Below are 18,042 nucleotides of genomic sequence, written 5' to 3'. Positions count from 1 at the left end.
AAAAATAATTTATACTTTTACGCCCGTCAAGGCTTTTAGTTTTACTTCGAAAAGAACAAAGTTTTGATAAGCAAAGCGCTTATCGTATAATTTTCAAATTACGATAATGGAAAAGCGTAAATTAAGTTTCTGGGAAATTTGGAACATGAGTTTCGGTTTCTTGGGAATACAATTCGGTTTTGCACTGCAAAATGCAAACACTTCTAGAATTTTTGAAACTCTTGGTGCTAAAATTGACGAAATTCCAATTTTATGGATTGCAGCTCCTGTCTCAGGTTTAATAATTCAACCCGTTATTGGTTATTTCAGTGACAGAACTTGGACTCGTCTAGGAAGACGGCGCCCTTATTTTTTAATTGGTGCGATTTTGTCGTCTTTGGCTTTGTTTGTAATGCCCAACTCTCCAACTTTATGGATTGCCGCTGGTACATTATGGATAATGGATGCTTCGATAAATGTTTCAATGGAACCATTCCGTGCTTTTGTGGGTGATAATTTACCAGACCATCAGCGTGCTTTGGGCTTTGTTATGCAGAGTTTTTTCATTGGTACTGGTGCCGTTGTAGGTTCAGTTTTGCCTTATCTTTTCACAAATGTCTTTGACGTAAGCAACGTTGCGCCTAAAGGAATTATTCCTGATGCGGTAAAATGGTCGTTTTACATTGGCGGAATTGTTTTTCTGCTTTCAGTTTTATGGACTGTTTTCAAAACAACAGAATATACTCCTGAAGAACTTCATGCATTTGAAGCCAACAGCAAAAAAGATTTAGAGCAAAATTCTCCAAATTCTGAAACAGAAACTGATGTTACTACCAAAAAACAATTGACTTTAGGGATTGTATTTGCTGCAATTGGCGGATTAATTTCATTCTTAATTTTCGAAAACAGCTTAGCAAAAGAACTATACATTCTATTTGTTGGATTGATTTTTATGGGTGTTTTATTCGTAATAGCATCCCAATTACGCACTAAAAAAGTTCAAAATGGCTTTACCATAATCATGACTGATTTATTGAATATGCCAAAAACAATGCAAAAATTAGCTTGGGTTCAGTTTTTCTCATGGTTTGCGCTTTTTTCCATGTGGATTTATACAACACAAGCGGTTACACAGCATATTTTTGGAACAACAGACACCACTTCAAAAGTATATAATGATGCTGCCGACTGGGTTTCTGTTTTATTCACAGTTTATAACGGTGTCGCTGCAGCTGTAGCTTTCTTATTACCGGTTATTGCAAAAAAAGTAGGCGTTAGAGCAACACATTTATTAGCATTATGCGCTGGAGGTGTTGGTTTAATTTCAATTTATTTTATTGGTGATAAGCAAATGCTTATTCTTCCAATGTTGGGAGTTGGTATTGCTTGGGCAAGTATTTTATCAATGCCTTATGCCATGTTATCTGGAGCTTTGCCTGCAGCCAAGATGGGTTATTATATGGGAGTTTTCAACTTCTTCGTAGTAATTCCACAAATTGTAGCCGCTACAATATTAGGATTTGTAATAAAACAATTCTTTAATAATGAACCTATTTACGCTCTAATAATTGGAGGTGTATCAATGATTTTCGCAGGATTATTGACTCTCAGAGTAAATAGTAAAACTAAAATTGAAATCCATGAATAATAAAAAAGCATTCATCTTCGATCTTGATGGAGTGATCGTTGATACCGCTAAATACCACTTTTTAGCTTGGCAAAAAATTGCCCAGTCATTAAATATAAATTTTACACATGAAGACAATGAACTTTTAAAAGGCGTAAGCCGAGTTCGTTCCTTAGATATTATACTTGGATTAGGAAATGTTGAGGCTTCTCAGGAAGATAAAGACAAATGGTTAATCCAAAAAAATGAAGATTATTTATCTTATTTAGTTGATATGGATGAAAGTGAGATTCTTCCAGGAGTTTTAAAAATTCTAAAACTATTAAAAGAGAAAAATCAAGGAATTGCATTAGGTTCTGCCAGTAAAAATGCAAGACCAATTCTAGAAAAAACAGGCATTCTGTCTTACTTCGATGTTATTGTTGACGGAAACGATGTCAGCAATGCAAAACCAGATCCTGAAGTATTCTTAAAAGCGGCTCAATTATTAAAGATTGATCCAAAAAATTCAATTGTATTTGAAGATTCTGTTGCCGGAATTCAGGCAGCAAACATCGCAGAAATGGTAAGTGTAGGAATTGGTGAGGAAACAATTTTACATGAAGCTGATCACATTTTTAAAGATTTTACCCAAATCGAAACAAGCTTTATTGAAGAGTTAATTGGATAATTAGAAAATGTGTCCATGAGATAATATTGCTCATCGACAAATATTCTAATCAACAATTTCTCAAATAAATGTAAAAAGTTAATAAGGAACCAAGGCAATTATCGAATTACCAAATTGCCGAATTATCTAATTTAAAAGATGAACCAAGATTATATAAAACCAGACAATTGGTCTATTATTGAAGAAGGATTTGATGCAGAGAGAGTAAAATCTTCTGAAAGTCTTTTTAGTATCGGGAACGGCGCTATGGGACAGCGTGCGAATTTTGAAGAATCTTATTCCGCAGAAACTTTCCAAGGAAGTTATATTGCCGGAATTTACTATCCAGACAAAACAAAAGTGGGCTGGTGGAAAAACGGTTATCCGAAATATTTTGCCAAAGTACTTAACGCTCCAAACTGGATTGGAATTGACATTGAAATCAACGAAGAAAATCTTGATTTAAACACTTGCACCGAGGTTAGAAACTTTCGAAGAGAATTGAATATGAAAGAAGGATGGTACAATCGTTCTTTTGAAGCTGTTCTTAAAAACGGAACCGAAATTTCGGTAAACGTTCGTCGTTTTCTTTCATTAGATTTAGACGAAGCCGGAATTATCAAATACGATATTACACCTTTAAACAAAGATGCTAAAATCGTTTACAAACCTTATATTGACGCTGGTGTAACCAATGAAGATGCAAACTGGGAAGAAAAATTCTGGGAACCGCTTGAAGTTAAAAAAGGCACAAACGAAGCTTTTGTAACGGCTCAGACTTTCAAAACGCATTTCAAAGTTACAACTTTCATGCACAATACGATTTTGGCAAATGGAGAAAACATCAACGTTTCACCATCAACAATCGATTCAACTACAGATAAAGTTCAGTACACTTACGGAACTATTATTGCAAAAGGACAAACCTCATCTATCCAAAAAATTGGAGGGTATACGGTTTCTTTAAACCATGAAAACACTTTGGCTGGAGCCGAAAAAGTAATCAAATCTGCTGTTGCTTTAGGTTACGAAACCTTGCTTCAAAACCAAATTGAAGCTTGGGCAAAAGTTTGGGAAATGTCAGACATTACAATCGAAGGCGATGTAAAAGCACAACAAGGTATTCGTTTCAACATTTTCCAATTGAACCAAACCTATTCAGGAAAAGATTCTCGCTTAAACATTGGTCCAAAAGGTTTCACTGGAGAAAAATACGGTGGATCTACTTATTGGGATACCGAAGCATATTGTATTCCGTTTTACATGGCTACAAAAGATCAGCAAGTGGCGAGAAACTTATTGACGTATCGTTACAATCAATTGGACAAAGCGATTGAAAATGCTAAGGACAATTTAGGTTTCAAAAACGGTGCGGCTTTATATCCAATGGTAACCATGAATGGTGAAGAATGCCACAATGAATGGGAAATCACACATGAAGAAATTCATAGAAATGGTGCTATTGCTTTTGCAATTTACAACTATAACCGTTACACGGGAGATTACTCTTATATTCCAGAAAAAGGTCTTGAGGTTTTAATCGGGATTGCTCGTTTCTGGCACCAAAGAGCTTCTTTCTCAAAAGATAAAAATCAATATGTGATCTTGGGAGTTACAGGTCCAAACGAATACGAAAACAACATCAACAATAATTTCTACACCAATTATATTGCAAAATGGTGTATTGATTTTGCTGCTGAACAAATCGAAAAAGTGGCTTCAGAATATCCTGCAGATCACAAAAGAGTGATGGATAAAGTAAGTCTTTCTACAGAAGAAATCAAAGAATGGAAGAAAGTAGCTGATGATATGTATTTCCCAGTTTCTGCAGAACTTGGAATCTACTTACAGCAAGACGGTTTCTTAGATAAAGAATTAGTTCCTGTAAAAGATTTAGATAAATCCCAGCGACCAATCAACCAAAAATGGTCTTGGGATCGTGTGTTGCGTTCGCCATACATCAAACAGGCTGACGTTTTACAAGGTTTTTATTTCTTCGAAGATCATTTTTCGAAAGAAGAATTAAAACGCAATTTCGAGTTTTATGAATCATTTACGGTTCACGAAAGTTCGCTTTCGCCTTGCGTTCACTCGATTCAGGCTGCAGCATTAGATAAAATGGACATGGCATATACATTTTATTTAAGAACTTCTCGTTTGGATTTGGACGATTATAATAAAGAAGTAGAAGAAGGTTGTCATATCACGTCAATGGCCGGTACATGGATGAGTATCGTGGAAGGTTTTGGAGGAATGCGCGTTAAAAATGACCAGCTTCATTTCTCACCAAAAATTCCAAAAGAATGGAAAGGCTATTCGTTTAAAATCAATTTCAGAAACCAGATTTTAAAAGTTTCTGTAAATCATAATGAAACAACTTTTACGGTGGACGGCGATCAAGATTTAACAATTATTGTGAACGAAAACCCTATTGTTGCTGGTAAATTTGCACAAATCAAATAAATTACAATACATCTAAAAAACTAAAAAACATGAAAAACTTATTTTTCGCAAGTTTAATTTTGTTTGCGTTTAGCACGGTTGCAAAAGCGCAGCAATTAAAATCACCCGAAGGAAAGTTCGTAATGGAATTTTCTCTTCAAAACGACGGAACTCCAACGTACAATTTAAAATACAAAAACAAAGAAGTTGTAAAAACCAGTAAATTAGGTCTTGAACTTAAAGATGACAAAAAATCTTTATTGAACGACTTTACTGTTGTGGATACTAAAACTTCAACTTTTGATGAAACTTGGAAACCAGTTTGGGGAGAAGTAGATCACATTAGAAATCATTATAATGAAATGGCAGTTACTTTAAACCAAAAAAGTACTGACAGACAAATTGTAATTCGTTTCCGTTTATTCGATAACGGTTTAGGATTCCGTTATGAATTCCCAGCGCAAAAGAATCTTACTTACTTTGTAATCAAAGAAGAAAGATCTCAATTTGCCATGACTGGAGATCACACCGCATTCTGGATTCCTGGAGATTATGATACTCAGGAATATGATTACACAAAATCGAAATTATCGGAAATTAGAGGTTTATCTCAAAAAGCATATACGGCAAACGTTTCTCAAAAATCGTTTTCTCCAACTGGAGTTCAGACTTCTTTGATGTTAAAAACGGCTGACGGAATCTACATCAACTTACACGAAGCGGCTTTGATCAACTATTCTTGTATGCACTTGAATTTAGATGACAAAAACTTAGTTTTCGAATCTTGGTTAACACCAGATGCTAAAGGAGATAAAGGATATATGCAAGCACCAAGTCATTCGCCTTGGCGAACAATTATGGTAAGCGACGATGCAAGAGAAATCTTAGCTTCAAAAATGACTTATAACTTAAACGATCCATCAAAAATTGATGATACTTCTTGGATTAAGCCAGTAAAATACGTTGGAGTTTGGTGGGAAATGATTACAGGAAAAAGTTCTTGGTCGTACACAAATGATTTTCCGACAGTACAATTAGGCGTTTCTGATTTCTCAAAAGCAAAACCAAGCGGAACGCACGGAGCAAACAATGCTAATGTGAAAAAATATATCGATTTTGCTGCTGCAAATGGTTTCGATGCAGTTTTAGTTGAAGGATGGAACGAAGGTTGGGAAGACTGGTTTGGTCACTCAAAAGATTATGTTTTTGATTTCTTGACGCCTTACCCAGATTTCGACGTAAAAGGGCTTCACGAATATGCAAAATCTAAAGGTGTAAAAATCATCATGCACCACGAAACTTCAGGTTCTGTTCGCAACTACGAGCGTCACATGGATGCAGCTTACAAATTCATGAAAGACAACGGATACGATGCTGTAAAAAGCGGTTATGTAGGTGATATTTTACCAAGAGGTGAAAATCATTACAGCCAATGGATTATAAATCACTACCAATATGCTATCGAAAAAGCGGCTGATTATAAAATTATGGTGAATGCTCACGAAGCAGTTCGTCCAACAGGAATTGCAAGAACGTATCCTAACTTAATTGGAAACGAAGCTGCAAGAGGAACAGAATACCAAGCTTTTGGTGGTTCTAAACCAAATCACGTTACAGTATTGCCTTTTACACGTTTAATTGGAGGCCCAATGGATTATACGCCGGGAATCTTCGAAATGGATATCAGCAAAATGAATCCTGACAACAAATCGCATGTAAACAGTACAATCTGTAATCAATTGGCACTATATGTAACTATGTACAGCCCGTTACAAATGGCTGCTGATACTCCAGAAAACTACAACCGTTTTCCAGATGCTTTTCAATTCATTAAAGATGTGGCGGTAGATTGGTCAGAAAGTAAATATATTGAAGCTGAACCTGGAGATTTTATCACAGTTGCCCGTAAAGCAAAAGGAACAAACAATTGGTTCGTTGGAAACGTAAACGGAGAAACTCCGCGTACATCAAACATCGATTTCAGCTTCCTTGAAAAAGGAAAGAAATACACTGCAACAATTTACGCTGATGCAAAAGATGCGCATTACAAAACGAATCCGCAAGCTTACACTATCAAGAAAATTGCTGTAACAAACAAATCAAAATTATCTCAGTTTTCTGCTCCTGGCGGAGGATATGCAATAAGTATTATTGAAACCAAATAACACCTTAAAAAGACAAGTAATTTCCCCCAGAATTGCTTGTCTTTTTTTTAATCAACATCTTTTTGTCACATCGAGCGGAATCGAGATGCCGCAAAGGTTCTCGACTCCGCTTGAACTGACAATGAAGAATAATTTCTTATTACTATGAAAAACCAAAAAACATCCTTTATCTATAAATTAGTCCTAATGGTTTTGTTGTTTTCCGCTTCCGCGAAAGCGCAAATCCAAAAAGTAGAACCGCCTTTCTGGTACGCCGGAATGAAAAATTCGGAACTGCAGATTATGTTCTACGGAAAAAACATTTCACAATTTGAAGCTTCGGTTTCGAATAATGTGGTGATTAAAAATGTAGAAAAAACGGAAAACCCTAATTACCTTTTCGTAACAATCGATACAAAAGACGTAAAAGCTTCTGAATTGACTTTTTCTTTCAAAAACAATAACAAAGTTGCTTTTACTCAGAAATATTCTTTGAAAGAAAGAAGAGCAAATTCGGCAGACCGAAAAAGTTATGATTCATCTGACTTGATTTATTTAATTATGCCAGATCGTTTTGCTAACGGAAATCCGAAAAACGACAGTGATGCTGTTTTAACTGAAAAAGGAAACCGCGCAGAACCAGGCGGACGTCATGGCGGAGATATCGAAGGAATAATCAAAAACTTAGATTATATTTCATCTCTTGGTGCAACCACAATTTGGAACACGCCTTTATGCGAAGACAACGACAAACAACATTCGTATCACGGATATGCACAATCTGACGTGTACAAAATCGACCCTCGCTACGGAACAAATGACGATTATGTTCGCCTTTCTGCAGAAATGCACAAAAAAAACATGAAACTGGTGATGGATTATGTAACCAATCACTGGGGAATTACGCACTGGATGATGAAAGATATGCCAACAAAAACTTGGTTCAATCAATTCGAAAATTTCACGCAAACAAATCACAGACGCGAGGTAATTCCAGATACGCACGCTTCAAAAGCAGATCAGGAAGTTTGTATCGATGGCTGGTTTGTACCTTCGATGCCGGATTTGAATTTAAGAAATCCTCTCGTTTCAAAATACTTAACTCAAAATGCTATTTGGTGGATTGAATTTGCAAATCTTGACGGATTCCGTGTAGATACGTATAATTATTCTGACCCAACTGCAATGGCAAATTGGGCAAAATCAATCACAAATGAATATCCGAATTTCAATATTGTTGGAGAAATCTGGATGCACAATCAAGCGAGTTTGGCATATTGGCAAAAAGACAGTAAAATTGGTGCAATAGAAAATTACAATTCAAATCTTCCAAGTGTAATGGACTTTACTTTGCAAGACCAGATTGGTTCTGTTTTCAACGAAGACACTCCAAATTGGGACAGCGGATTGATCAAATTCTACAATAATTTTGCAATGGATTATTTATATCCGAACACCAATAGTATTTTAGTTTTTGCCGAAAATCACGATACAAATCGTATCAACGAAGTGTACAAATATGATTTAGCGAAATACAAAATGGTCATGACTTTGATGGCAACAATTCGCGGAATTCCACAGGTATATTATGGTACCGAAATTGGAATGGGTGGAGACAAAGGCAAAGGTGACGCAGATATTCGTCAAGATTTCCCTGGCGGATGGGCTGGCGACAAAAACAATGCTTTTACAGCAGCAGGAAGAACGGCTCAACAAGCTTCTTTCTTTGATTTTACTTCAAAATTATTCACCTGGAGAAAATCAAATGAAGTAATTCACACAGGAAAAATGACGCATTATATTCCGGAAAACAATACTTATGTGTATTTCAGATATAATGATACCAAAACCGTAATGGTAATTTTCAACAACAATGCAAAAGAGCAGGTTGTAAAAACAAACCGTTTCAAAGAAAACATCAAAAACTTTAAATCAGGAAAAGATGTTATCACAGGAAAAACATTCGATTTAGCTACTGAAATTACTTTAGAGCCAAAATCAGTTTTGGTTTTAGAATTGGAATAAAGCTTAACCACAAAGTTCGCAAAGGTTTTTAGCCACAGATTACACAGATTAACACAGATTTTATTCGCCACGAATTGCACAAATTTCCACGAATCCATACAACATAATGCATTTGTGGAAATTTGTGCAATTTGTGGCAAAAAGAAAAAAATCCTTTTTAATCCTTTTAATCTGTGGCTATTTTTTTTCACCCAAAAAATCCCTAAATAATGAAAAAATACACTTTCCTTTTTTTATCTTTAGTATACTTAACAATGAGTTGTTCTGGCTCAAAATCAGTTACAATGAATACTACTTCGAAAACACCTTTCGTTTGGGAAGGGGCAAATGTTTATTTTTTACTTACAGATCGTTTTTACAACGGAGATACTTCAAACGATGTCAATTTTAACCGAACCAAAACGCCTGGAAAACTTCGCGGATTTGAAGGCGGTGACATCATCGGAATCACAAAAAAAATCGAATCAGGATATTTTGAAAAACTAGGAATCAATGCCATTTGGCTTACGCCGATTGTAGAACAGATTCACGATGGCGTTGATGAAGGAACTGGATTGAGTTATGGTTTTCACGGCTATTGGACAAAAGACTGGACGGCTTTGGATCCCAATTTTGGAACAAAAGAAGATTTAGCCAACTTGGTAAAAAAAGCACACGAAAAAGGCATCAGAATAATTCTTGATGGCGTTATCAACCATACCGGACCAGTAACTCCCGAAGATCCTGTTTGGCCTTCAGACTGGGTAAGAACTGGCGTTGTCTGCGATTACAAATCGTTCGAAAACACAACGATGTGTACTTTGGTTGATAATCTTCCAGATGTAAGAACCGAAAGTAATCACGAAGTTCAACTGCCTCCTTTCTTAATCGAAAAATGGAAAAAAGAAGGCCGTTACGAAAAAGAAATTGCTTCATTAGATGATTTTTTCAAAAGAACAGGTTATCCAAAAACACCAAAATATTACATTATAAAATGGCTTACCGATTATATTCTGGAATTCGGAATTGACGGTTATCGCGCCGATACTGTAAAACACACTAATGAAGATGTTTGGGCCGATTTCAAAAAAGAATGTGATTACGCTTTTGAAACCTGGAAAAAACATCATCCGCTTGAAATTTTAGACCAAAACCCATTTTATACCATTGCCGAAGTTTATGGTTACGGAATTAGTGGTGGACAGGATTATGATTTTGGAGATCGAAAAGTAAATTATTTTCAAAACGGTTTCAACAGCATGATCAATTTTGAGTTTAAATGGAATGCAGGTCAGAACGATTATGAAGGTTTATTTTCGAAATATTCTAATCATTTAAATAATGACTTAAAAGGATATTCGGTCCTTAATTATATGTCTTCGCACGACGACGGCCAGCCTTTTGATGCTAACCGAACCAAAAGCATCGAAACAGCCACTAAACTACTGCTTTCCCCAGGAATGTCACAGGTTTATTATGGAGACGAATCGGCACGATCTTTAGTTGTTGAAGGAACTCAGGGCGATGCGACTTTACGTTCCAACATGAATTGGGACGATATTCAGAACAATCCTGAAACGCAGAAAACACTTTTACATTGGCAGAAATTAGGTCAGTTTAGACGAAATCATCCTGCTGTTGGAGCAGGCGTTCACAAACTCATTAATCCGTATCCTTATACTTTTTCTAGAACGTTTACTCAAGGTTCTTTTACAGATAAAGTAGTTATGGGAGTAGATTTGCCAAACGGCAGAAAAGAACTTCCTGTTGGTGACGTCTTCCCAAACGGAACAAAACTAAAAGACACATATTCAAATCAGAAAGTAGAAGTTATTGATGGAAAAGTGATTATCGATAATGATTTTGATATTGTCTTATTGGAAGAAATTTAAAAATATTTTTCTCTCGCAGATTGAGCAGATTGAGCAGATAACTAAAAAAGGAATCTGCAAAATATGCAAAATCTGCGAGAGATAATTTACTACAGATTCAAAAATCCTTTTAATCCTAATAATCTGTGGCTAACTTTTTTTATAATCCTTGTGACCTTTGTGTAAAACTTTGCGACCTTTGCGGTTAAACTCGCAACAGATGCTCAAAATCGCACATAGAGGTGCCAAAGCCTACGAACCTGAAAACACTTTACAAGCTTTTCAAAAAGCCTTAGACCTAAATTCAGATGGAATTGAACTTGACGTTCATTTGAGTTCAGATGGGCATATAATCGTAATTCACGACGAAACCATCGATAGAACAACTAATGGAAAAGGCCTTGTAAACGATTTTACTTTATCGGAATTAAAATCGTTTTTGATTGATGGAAGATTCCAAATCCCAACTTTAAACGAGGTTTTCGATTTAGTCGACAAAAAATGTCTGATCAATATCGAATTAAAAGGTTTAAACACTCCAAACAAAGTTGTGGCTTTAATAGAAGAGTATGTTTCAGTCAAAAACTGGAAATACGAGGATTTCATTATTTCAAGTTTCGATTGGAATATGTTAGAGGAAACAGCAAACCTAAATCCAAATATCCCAATTGGTGTTTTAACAGAAGAAGATATAAATACCGCTTTGGCTTTCGCCGAAAAAATAAAAGCAAAAGCCATTAACCCCGATTTTAATTTATTGAACGAAGAAAATGTTCATCAAATGCAGAAAAAAGGTTTTCTAGTTTTACCTTGGACAGTTAATTCAGAAGAAGACATTCAAAAAGTAAAAAGTTATAAAGTAAACGGAATTATCTCTGATAATCCAGACAAAATATAAAGTTTAAAAATAGCCACAGATTAAAAGTTTTTTTGCCACAAATTGCACAAATTTTCACAAATTTAAATGCAATAATTAATTTGCGAAAATTTGTGCAATATGTGGTTAAAGAAAAAATCTAGTTAAAAAAATTAGTGCCAATTCGTGTAATTCGTGGCAACCAAAAAAATATGATTAAAAATTTCGACATAATAATCGTTGGCGGAGGCGCTGCTGGTTTTTTTACGGCAATTAATATTGCAGAGAAAAATCCGAAACTGAAAATTGCCATTTTAGAAAGAGGAAAAGAAGTACTTTCTAAAGTCCGTGTTTCCGGAGGCGGACGATGCAACGTTACACACGCCTGTTTTGAGCCTAACGAATTAGTAAAATTTTATCCTCGAGGCGAAAAAGAACTTCGTGGGCCTTTTCATCAATTTTGTTCGGGAGATACAATTGAATGGTTCGAAAAACACGGCGTCGAATTAAAAATCGAAGAAGATGGCAGAATGTTTCCTGTTTCCAATTCATCACAAACTATTATAGATTGTTTCTTAAAAGCAACTGAAAAATTAGGCATAAAAGTCTTGACAGGTCAAAGTGTACAATCTATTTTCAAAAAAGAAAATCATTGGAAAATTGATACGCAAACCGACAATTACGCTACCGAAAAATTAGTAATGGCAACAGGAAGCAATCCTAAAATATGGGAAATGCTTCAGGAACACGGACACGCAATTGTAAGCCCAGTTCCTTCCCTATTTACTTTCAACATCAAAGATTCGAGAATAAAAGAATTACCAGGCGTTGCGGCACAAGCTACTGTGCATGTAAAAGATACTAAATTAGAATCAACTGGGCCTTTATTGATTACACATTGGGGAATGAGCGGCCCAGCAATCTTAAAACTTTCAGCTTGGGGCGCTCGAATTCTGCACGACAAAAATTATCAATTTACCATTTTTGTGAATTGGCTAAATGATGTTGATTTTGAAGATGCCGAAAAAATCCTAAAAGACTTAAAACAGGAACATGCTAAAAAAGCGGTTTCTAAAAAATCTCCTTTTGATTTCCCAAACCGTTTGTGGGAAAGTTTGGCTTTGGCTTCGGGAATTGATTCAGAGACTAAATGGGCCGATTTATCTAAAAATCAATTGCAGAATCTGACTTCACAATTAACAAAAGCCGAATTTAAAGTCAACGGAAAAAGTACTTTTAAAGAAGAATTTGTAACTGCTGGCGGAATCGATTTAAAAGAAATCAACTTCAAAACCATGGAAAGCAAAATTCATGAAAATCTCTATTTTGCTGGGGAAATTGTAAATATCGACGCTATTACTGGCGGATTTAATTTTCAGAATGCCTGGACAAGCGGGTTTATTCTGGCTCAAAATATTTAATACAAAATGAAATTTAAAGGAATTATTTTTGATTTAGACGGAACTTTAGTCAACTCATTACACGACATTTCAGATGCGATGAACAAAGTACTTACCGCTCTAAGTTACCCAACACATGATTACGATACTTACCAATATTTTATCGGAAGCGGTTTACGAAATCTGGTAAGTAAAGCATTGCCTGCCACAAACAATTCTGATGATGAAATCGAAAGTTGTTTTGAATGTATGGTCGATGAATACACTAAAATCTGCACGCTGAAAACAAAACCTTATGATGGAATTGTTGAACTGCTAGAAAAACTGACTTCACAAAACATCAAAATGGCCGTTTTCTCTAACAAAGCCGATGAATTGACAAAGAAAATAGCATCGGAAATATTTCCAGAACAATTTGACACAGCAGTTGGTTTGAGTACAGAAGAACTTAAAAAACCAAATCCGTTTGAAGCGATAGAAATCAGCAAAAAATGGAATCTAAAACCTGAAGAAATTCTTTTCGTGGGCGATTCAGACATTGATATGAAAACGGCTATAAATGCCAATATGTTTCCTGTTGGTGTAACTTGGGGTTACAGAACTGAAGAAGAATTGAAAAACAGTGGTGCAAAAGTGGTTATTAATAATGCTTCACAATTAATTGAAATATTGTAAATCGTGAATGCTGAATTACAAAAACAAATACTGTCGATCGCTTCGTTTTCTGAAAAAGAAATCGAAAAGATCGATTCTTGTTTTGAATATGAAAGATTTACGACAAAAGAATTTCTTTCTTCAATGGGAAAAATCAGCAACAAGATTTTCTTTATTGTTGAAGGTCTTGCTCGTGTTTATTATTTGAAAGACGGAAAAGAAATTACCACTTATTTAAGCTGTGATGAAGGTTTTATTGCTTCGTATTCCAGTTTCATCAATCAATCTGTTTCTTTTGAAAATATTCAATGTATCGAAGATTGCGAAGTGCTTTCGATCACTTTCGAGAAAATGCAGTTTTTGTATAACGAAATTCCAAATTGGGAACGTGTTGGAAGAATTTTAGCCGAACAAAATTATCTCTGCATGGCCGATCGCGTTTTAAAACTACAAATGATTCCTGCCAAAGAAAAATACCAGACTTTTTTAGCTTCGGCTCCAGCCAAAATAATTCAGCGAACGCCTTTAATTTACATTGCTTCCTTTCTCGGAATTACCCCAGAATCGCTGAGTAGAATCCGTCAGGATATTTCTTAACATTTATCAAGTGAGTTGAGAAACGGAATTCAAATCTTTGCCAAAATAAAATTTGAAAAAGATGAAGAATATTGCCAAAGACGTTTACCAAATCTCGTTATTTCCAAGAAACGCGATCAATTGTTATTTGATTGAAGATGTTTTAATTGATGCAGGAATTAGAACTTCTTCTAATAAAATATTAAAATCAATAAAAGACAAATCCGTTGCCAAACACGCATTGACGCACGCCCACGCCGACCATCAGGGGAGCAGTAAAATAATCTGCGAAACGCTGAATATTCCACTTTTATGCAGTGAACCCGAAAAAGAATTCGCTGAAAACGGAAATGTCATTACAGAATATCCAAATCCGAATCATATTATTTCAAAATTTCAGAAAAACTTCTGGGCAGGAAAAGGACATTTGGTTTCTGAAACCTTAAAAGAAGGTGATCAAATTGGAGGATTTACGGTTATTGAAACTCCAGGACATTCGAGTGGACATTTATCTTTTTTCAGAGAGAAAGACGGCGTTTTGATTGTAGGTGATGTGATGACCAATATGAATTTGCTGACTACAAAAGTTGGTCTGCATGAACCGCCTCATTTATTTACTGCAGATCAGGAAATCAATAGAAAATCAATACTAAAATTAGCTTCCTTACAACCCAAAATATTGTGTTTTGGCCACGGCCCTGTTTTAGTTAACAATGGTGAATTGGAGAAATTCAAAAACTCGATTCAGTTTAATTAACAAGAATTTACAGATTCTGTAAGTTTTCGTTAAGACTATTCTAATAATTTTACTCTCAACTAATTAATCCTGTATGAGAGTAAAATTACTTACCACAATTTCTATTTTCACTTATCAACTTAGCGTTTCTCAAACCGAAAAAGCATTGAACGGAAAGGTTCTTTCGCAAAATATTCCTCTCGACAAAGTCGAAGTAATCAATAAAACGGCTAAAACAAGTACGCGGACAAACGAACTGGGAGAATTCTCTATTTTGGTTCGCCCAAAAGACAGTTTGCTTTTTTACTCTAAAGATTATTATTTTAAAAGAGTAAAAGTCTGGCAGCAAACTATTGATCAAAACAATCTTATAGTCAATATGGTTTTAAAGCCTGAAGAACTTGACGAAGTGGTTGTTACCAATATTACGTTTCCGAAAGTTGGTCCTGCCGATGAAAACTCAATTATAGTCCCAAGACCGCCATTATCTACAGGCGTTTACGACGGAACAATAGCAAATGGAGCCGATTTAATGGCTATTTTTAGTCTATTTCGAAAAAAACATAAAAAAGCCGAAGAAAAATTCAAAGAATTAGATTTTAAAAAACTTGCTGAAGCGACAGTTCCACTGGATTTTTTTACAAATGATTTAAAACTGAAACCCGAAGAAAAAGAATTGTTTCTACAATTTTGCGACGCCGATCCCAAGGCTAAAATTCTTGTGCAACAAAAAAATTTGCTTTACACCATGGATTTTTTGCACACTAAAAACAAAGAATTTCAAAAATTAAATGCTGAAAGCAAAAACTAAAATCCATTAAATGAAAGTAAAATTACTCACGACCATTTCTTTTTTTACCTATCAGCTCAGTATTTCTCAAACGGAAAAATTATTAAACGGAAAAGTTCTTTCAGAGAATAGGCCACTTAACAAAGTGGAAGTAATTAATAAGACCACTAAAATCAGTACTAAAACAAATGAGTTGGGAGAATTTTCAATTTTGGTAAAAGCGCATGACAGTCTTCTTTTTTTCTATAAAGATTCTTTTTTCTCAAGGTTGAAAATTTCTCAGGAAAACATCAATCAAAATAATCTGATTGTGAATAAAGTTATGAAACCTGAAGAATTGGAAGAAGTTGTCATAACTAAGGTTGAATTTGATAAAGTTAAGGTTGATGCTGATGCTGTTGCAGATGTATTAATCAGCAAAAATGCCAAAGATTTATCCTGGAATACAGGAGTTAGTGACAATACAATTAGAGAAGCTCTTCGAGTTTCATTCCCTTTAAAAGGTAAGCCGAAGAAAAAAACTGAACTTGATGATGATCGATTTAAGAAACTGATAACCGCTTATTGCCCTCCCGATTTTTTCATCAAAAATCTAAAACTAAAACCCGAGGAAAAAGAACTTTTTATTGATTTTTGCGACTCAGATCCGAAATCGAAAACACTTCTGGAAAATCCAAATGTTCTGGCTTGTATGGATTTTCTTTATGCTAAAAATGAAGAATTTAAGAAGCTGAAATAGTATTCTTAAGCTTTTTCCATTTTAAGAAAAATACAACTGAGCAGATTAATAATGTCAAAGTGATTATTGAAAAACCGATTAATACTTCATTAAAAATATCATCATTTTTTCTTATTCTTTTTGCTAATTTGTCACTCAATGTGTCTGCATGAACAGCGCTTTCATATAATTCTTTACCATTTTTTAGACTATACTCATTCATTTTTTCATAGCAAACGAGCAATCTCTCATTAAGCACATTACTTTGGAAGCCATATTTTCTTGATAGCTCAAAGATTTCCGAGGTTTCACTAAATACATTTTCATTCATTGAAGCTATATTCCCTAATTCAAAAAGTAAAACAGAAATAATCTGATCTTTTGGCTTTATAAACGAAATTCTTTCATTTAACTGAAAAAATATAGCATCTTGCAACTTTGTTAATTCTTCATTAGAAAGATTTGTTTTCGCAACAATTTCTGAACCGAAATTAGTGCCAATAAAAAATTCTCCTGTTAGATTTTGAATTTTCTTAATCTTCGCTTCCAATATTTTAAGATGAAGCCATTCTGATCCTTCGTGCGAGTTTGGATTAATTTTAATAGACTTTTGAATCCATTCATAAGCCTTTTGGTTTTCTCCCATTAACTCATACAATGTTCCAAGATTAGACGCTGTTGAATATCTGTTAGGCTTAATTTTTTCAATCTCTAAATATAATTTTAATGCTTCATCATATTTCCCTTGAATGATTAAGACATAACCTTTGTCAGATAAATAATCGACATCGTTCGTCTTTTTATATCCTTCTTCCAGATCTAAAATTAATCCTGAAAAATCTTTAATTTTAAATTGATGGCCTCTCGGAACATATTGATGTGCACGATCTCTATAAATTTCAACTTTATTCTTCAAAGTTTTAATTTCCCAATTCAAACAAGCAAAAGTTTTAAATGACATTAAAACCAAAACAACTAGAAAAAACTTTAATCTATTCATAAAGTAAACATATTGATTAAACCTGAAACAAAAAAAATCTGAAACCTGAAACTACTTATTCAACCACCAAATACTAGCATTCAAAACCGTAGCAAAAGCGACCCAAGCCAAATACGGAATTAATAAATAACCAGCCGTTTTATTGATTTTAATGAACTTCAAATACGTTTCATAAATCATCAACCATAAAAGAATAATTTCGATTAAAGCCAGCATCGGATTTTTTAATCCGAAGAATAAATACGACCAAATTGAATTTAAAATCAATTGAATAATGAAAAAAAGCAATGCTTTCTTTACTTCTTCCGCATTTTCTTTTATTTTGTCCCAAACTAATGCAGCAGCAATTGCCATTAAAATGTAAAGTAACGACCAAACGGGCATAAAAATCCAGTTCGGTGGATTAAATATTGGTTTTTCCAATGTTACATACCAAGTCTCAATACTTGGTTTTGTGACCACTCCTGCAGAATATCCAACAGAAAGACAAACAATTAAAGCTATAACGATTTTTACAATCTTATTCATTTTATTCAATTTTGTAGTCAAAAATAGTCAAAAGAAAATTTAAACCATATAGATAAAAAATTATCCCT

At 34.6% G+C, this 18,042-nt stretch carries 15 protein-coding genes; 13 read left to right on the top strand and 2 right to left on the bottom strand.

The window, feature by feature from the left end:
* Positions 1-106: 106 nt before the first annotated feature.
* From SCB73_RS08825 to SCB73_RS08765, 13 genes are all read left to right on the top strand, one after another.
* The gene (locus SCB73_RS08825; RefSeq protein WP_320569680.1) at positions 107-1,627 is read left to right on the top strand and encodes an MFS transporter; all 1,521 of its coding nucleotides are present in this window, start codon (positions 107-109) and stop codon (positions 1,625-1,627) included.
* Positions 1,620-2,276 carry a beta-phosphoglucomutase gene (pgmB, locus tag SCB73_RS08820; RefSeq protein WP_320569679.1) on the top strand — a complete coding sequence of 219 codons (657 nt, stop codon included), beginning with the start codon at positions 1,620-1,622 and terminating at the stop codon, positions 2,274-2,276. The genes SCB73_RS08825 and pgmB overlap by 8 nt, the downstream gene beginning before the upstream one ends.
* Positions 2,277-2,414: 138 nt before the next feature.
* Positions 2,415-4,718 (top strand): glycoside hydrolase family 65 protein, encoded by a 2,304-nt coding sequence (locus tag SCB73_RS08815; RefSeq protein WP_320569678.1) that lies wholly within the window; start codon positions 2,415-2,417, stop codon positions 4,716-4,718.
* A 29-nt stretch (positions 4,719-4,747) separates the two neighbouring features.
* Entirely contained in the window at positions 4,748-6,862 is a 2,115-nt protein-coding gene (locus SCB73_RS08810) for a glycoside hydrolase family 97 protein (RefSeq protein ID WP_320569677.1), read from the top strand.
* A 144-nt stretch (positions 6,863-7,006) separates the two neighbouring features.
* Positions 7,007-8,866, top strand: a complete 1,860-nt coding sequence (locus SCB73_RS08805) for a glycoside hydrolase family 13 protein (RefSeq protein ID WP_320569676.1) — start codon at positions 7,007-7,009, stop codon at positions 8,864-8,866.
* 209 nt (positions 8,867-9,075) lie between these two features.
* Positions 9,076-10,737 carry an alpha-amylase family glycosyl hydrolase gene (locus tag SCB73_RS08800; protein ID WP_320569675.1) on the top strand — a complete coding sequence of 554 codons (1,662 nt, stop codon included), beginning with the start codon at positions 9,076-9,078 and terminating at the stop codon, positions 10,735-10,737.
* Positions 10,738-10,936: 199 nt separating this feature from the next.
* A complete protein-coding gene (locus SCB73_RS08795; RefSeq protein WP_320569674.1) occupies positions 10,937-11,614 on the top strand; it encodes a glycerophosphodiester phosphodiesterase in 678 nt (225 codons plus the stop codon).
* Positions 11,615-11,784: 170 nt separating this feature from the next.
* The gene (locus SCB73_RS08790; protein ID WP_320569673.1) at positions 11,785-12,993 is read left to right on the top strand and encodes a BaiN/RdsA family NAD(P)/FAD-dependent oxidoreductase; all 1,209 of its coding nucleotides are present in this window, start codon (positions 11,785-11,787) and stop codon (positions 12,991-12,993) included.
* A 6-nt stretch (positions 12,994-12,999) separates the two neighbouring features.
* Positions 13,000-13,647: an HAD family hydrolase gene (locus SCB73_RS08785; RefSeq protein ID WP_320569672.1), complete on the top strand. Its 648-nt coding sequence runs from the start codon at positions 13,000-13,002 to the stop codon at positions 13,645-13,647.
* A 3-nt stretch (positions 13,648-13,650) separates the two neighbouring features.
* Positions 13,651-14,223 (top strand): Crp/Fnr family transcriptional regulator, encoded by a 573-nt coding sequence (locus SCB73_RS08780; protein ID WP_320569671.1) that lies wholly within the window; start codon positions 13,651-13,653, stop codon positions 14,221-14,223.
* A 61-nt stretch (positions 14,224-14,284) separates the two neighbouring features.
* A complete protein-coding gene (locus tag SCB73_RS08775) occupies positions 14,285-14,959 on the top strand; it encodes an MBL fold metallo-hydrolase (protein WP_320569670.1) in 675 nt (224 codons plus the stop codon).
* A gap of 73 nt (positions 14,960-15,032) precedes the next feature.
* A complete protein-coding gene (locus SCB73_RS08770) occupies positions 15,033-15,749 on the top strand; it encodes a hypothetical protein (RefSeq protein ID WP_320569669.1) in 717 nt (238 codons plus the stop codon).
* Positions 15,750-15,759: 10 nt separating this feature from the next.
* A complete protein-coding gene (locus tag SCB73_RS08765; RefSeq protein WP_320569668.1) occupies positions 15,760-16,467 on the top strand; it encodes a hypothetical protein in 708 nt (235 codons plus the stop codon).
* Here SCB73_RS08765 and SCB73_RS08760 read toward each other — a convergent pair.
* Both SCB73_RS08760 and SCB73_RS08755 read right to left on the bottom strand, forming a co-directional pair.
* Complete coding sequence (locus tag SCB73_RS08760; RefSeq protein WP_320569667.1) at positions 16,451-17,446, bottom strand: tetratricopeptide repeat protein; 996 nt, start codon at positions 17,444-17,446, stop codon at positions 16,451-16,453. The genes SCB73_RS08765 and SCB73_RS08760 overlap by 17 nt on opposite strands.
* Positions 17,447-17,497: 51 nt before the next feature.
* Positions 17,498-17,974, bottom strand: a complete 477-nt coding sequence (locus SCB73_RS08755; protein WP_320569666.1) for a TspO/MBR family protein — start codon at positions 17,972-17,974, stop codon at positions 17,498-17,500.
* Between the last annotated feature and the right edge of the window lie 68 nt (positions 17,975-18,042).

This window comes from Flavobacterium sp. KACC 22761, assembly GCF_034058155.1.
In the GTDB taxonomy this organism is placed as follows: domain Bacteria; phylum Bacteroidota; class Bacteroidia; order Flavobacteriales; family Flavobacteriaceae; genus Flavobacterium.
The sequence above is the reverse complement of the archived record's forward strand: the minus strand, read 5'-3'. Positions and strand labels throughout refer to the sequence as shown.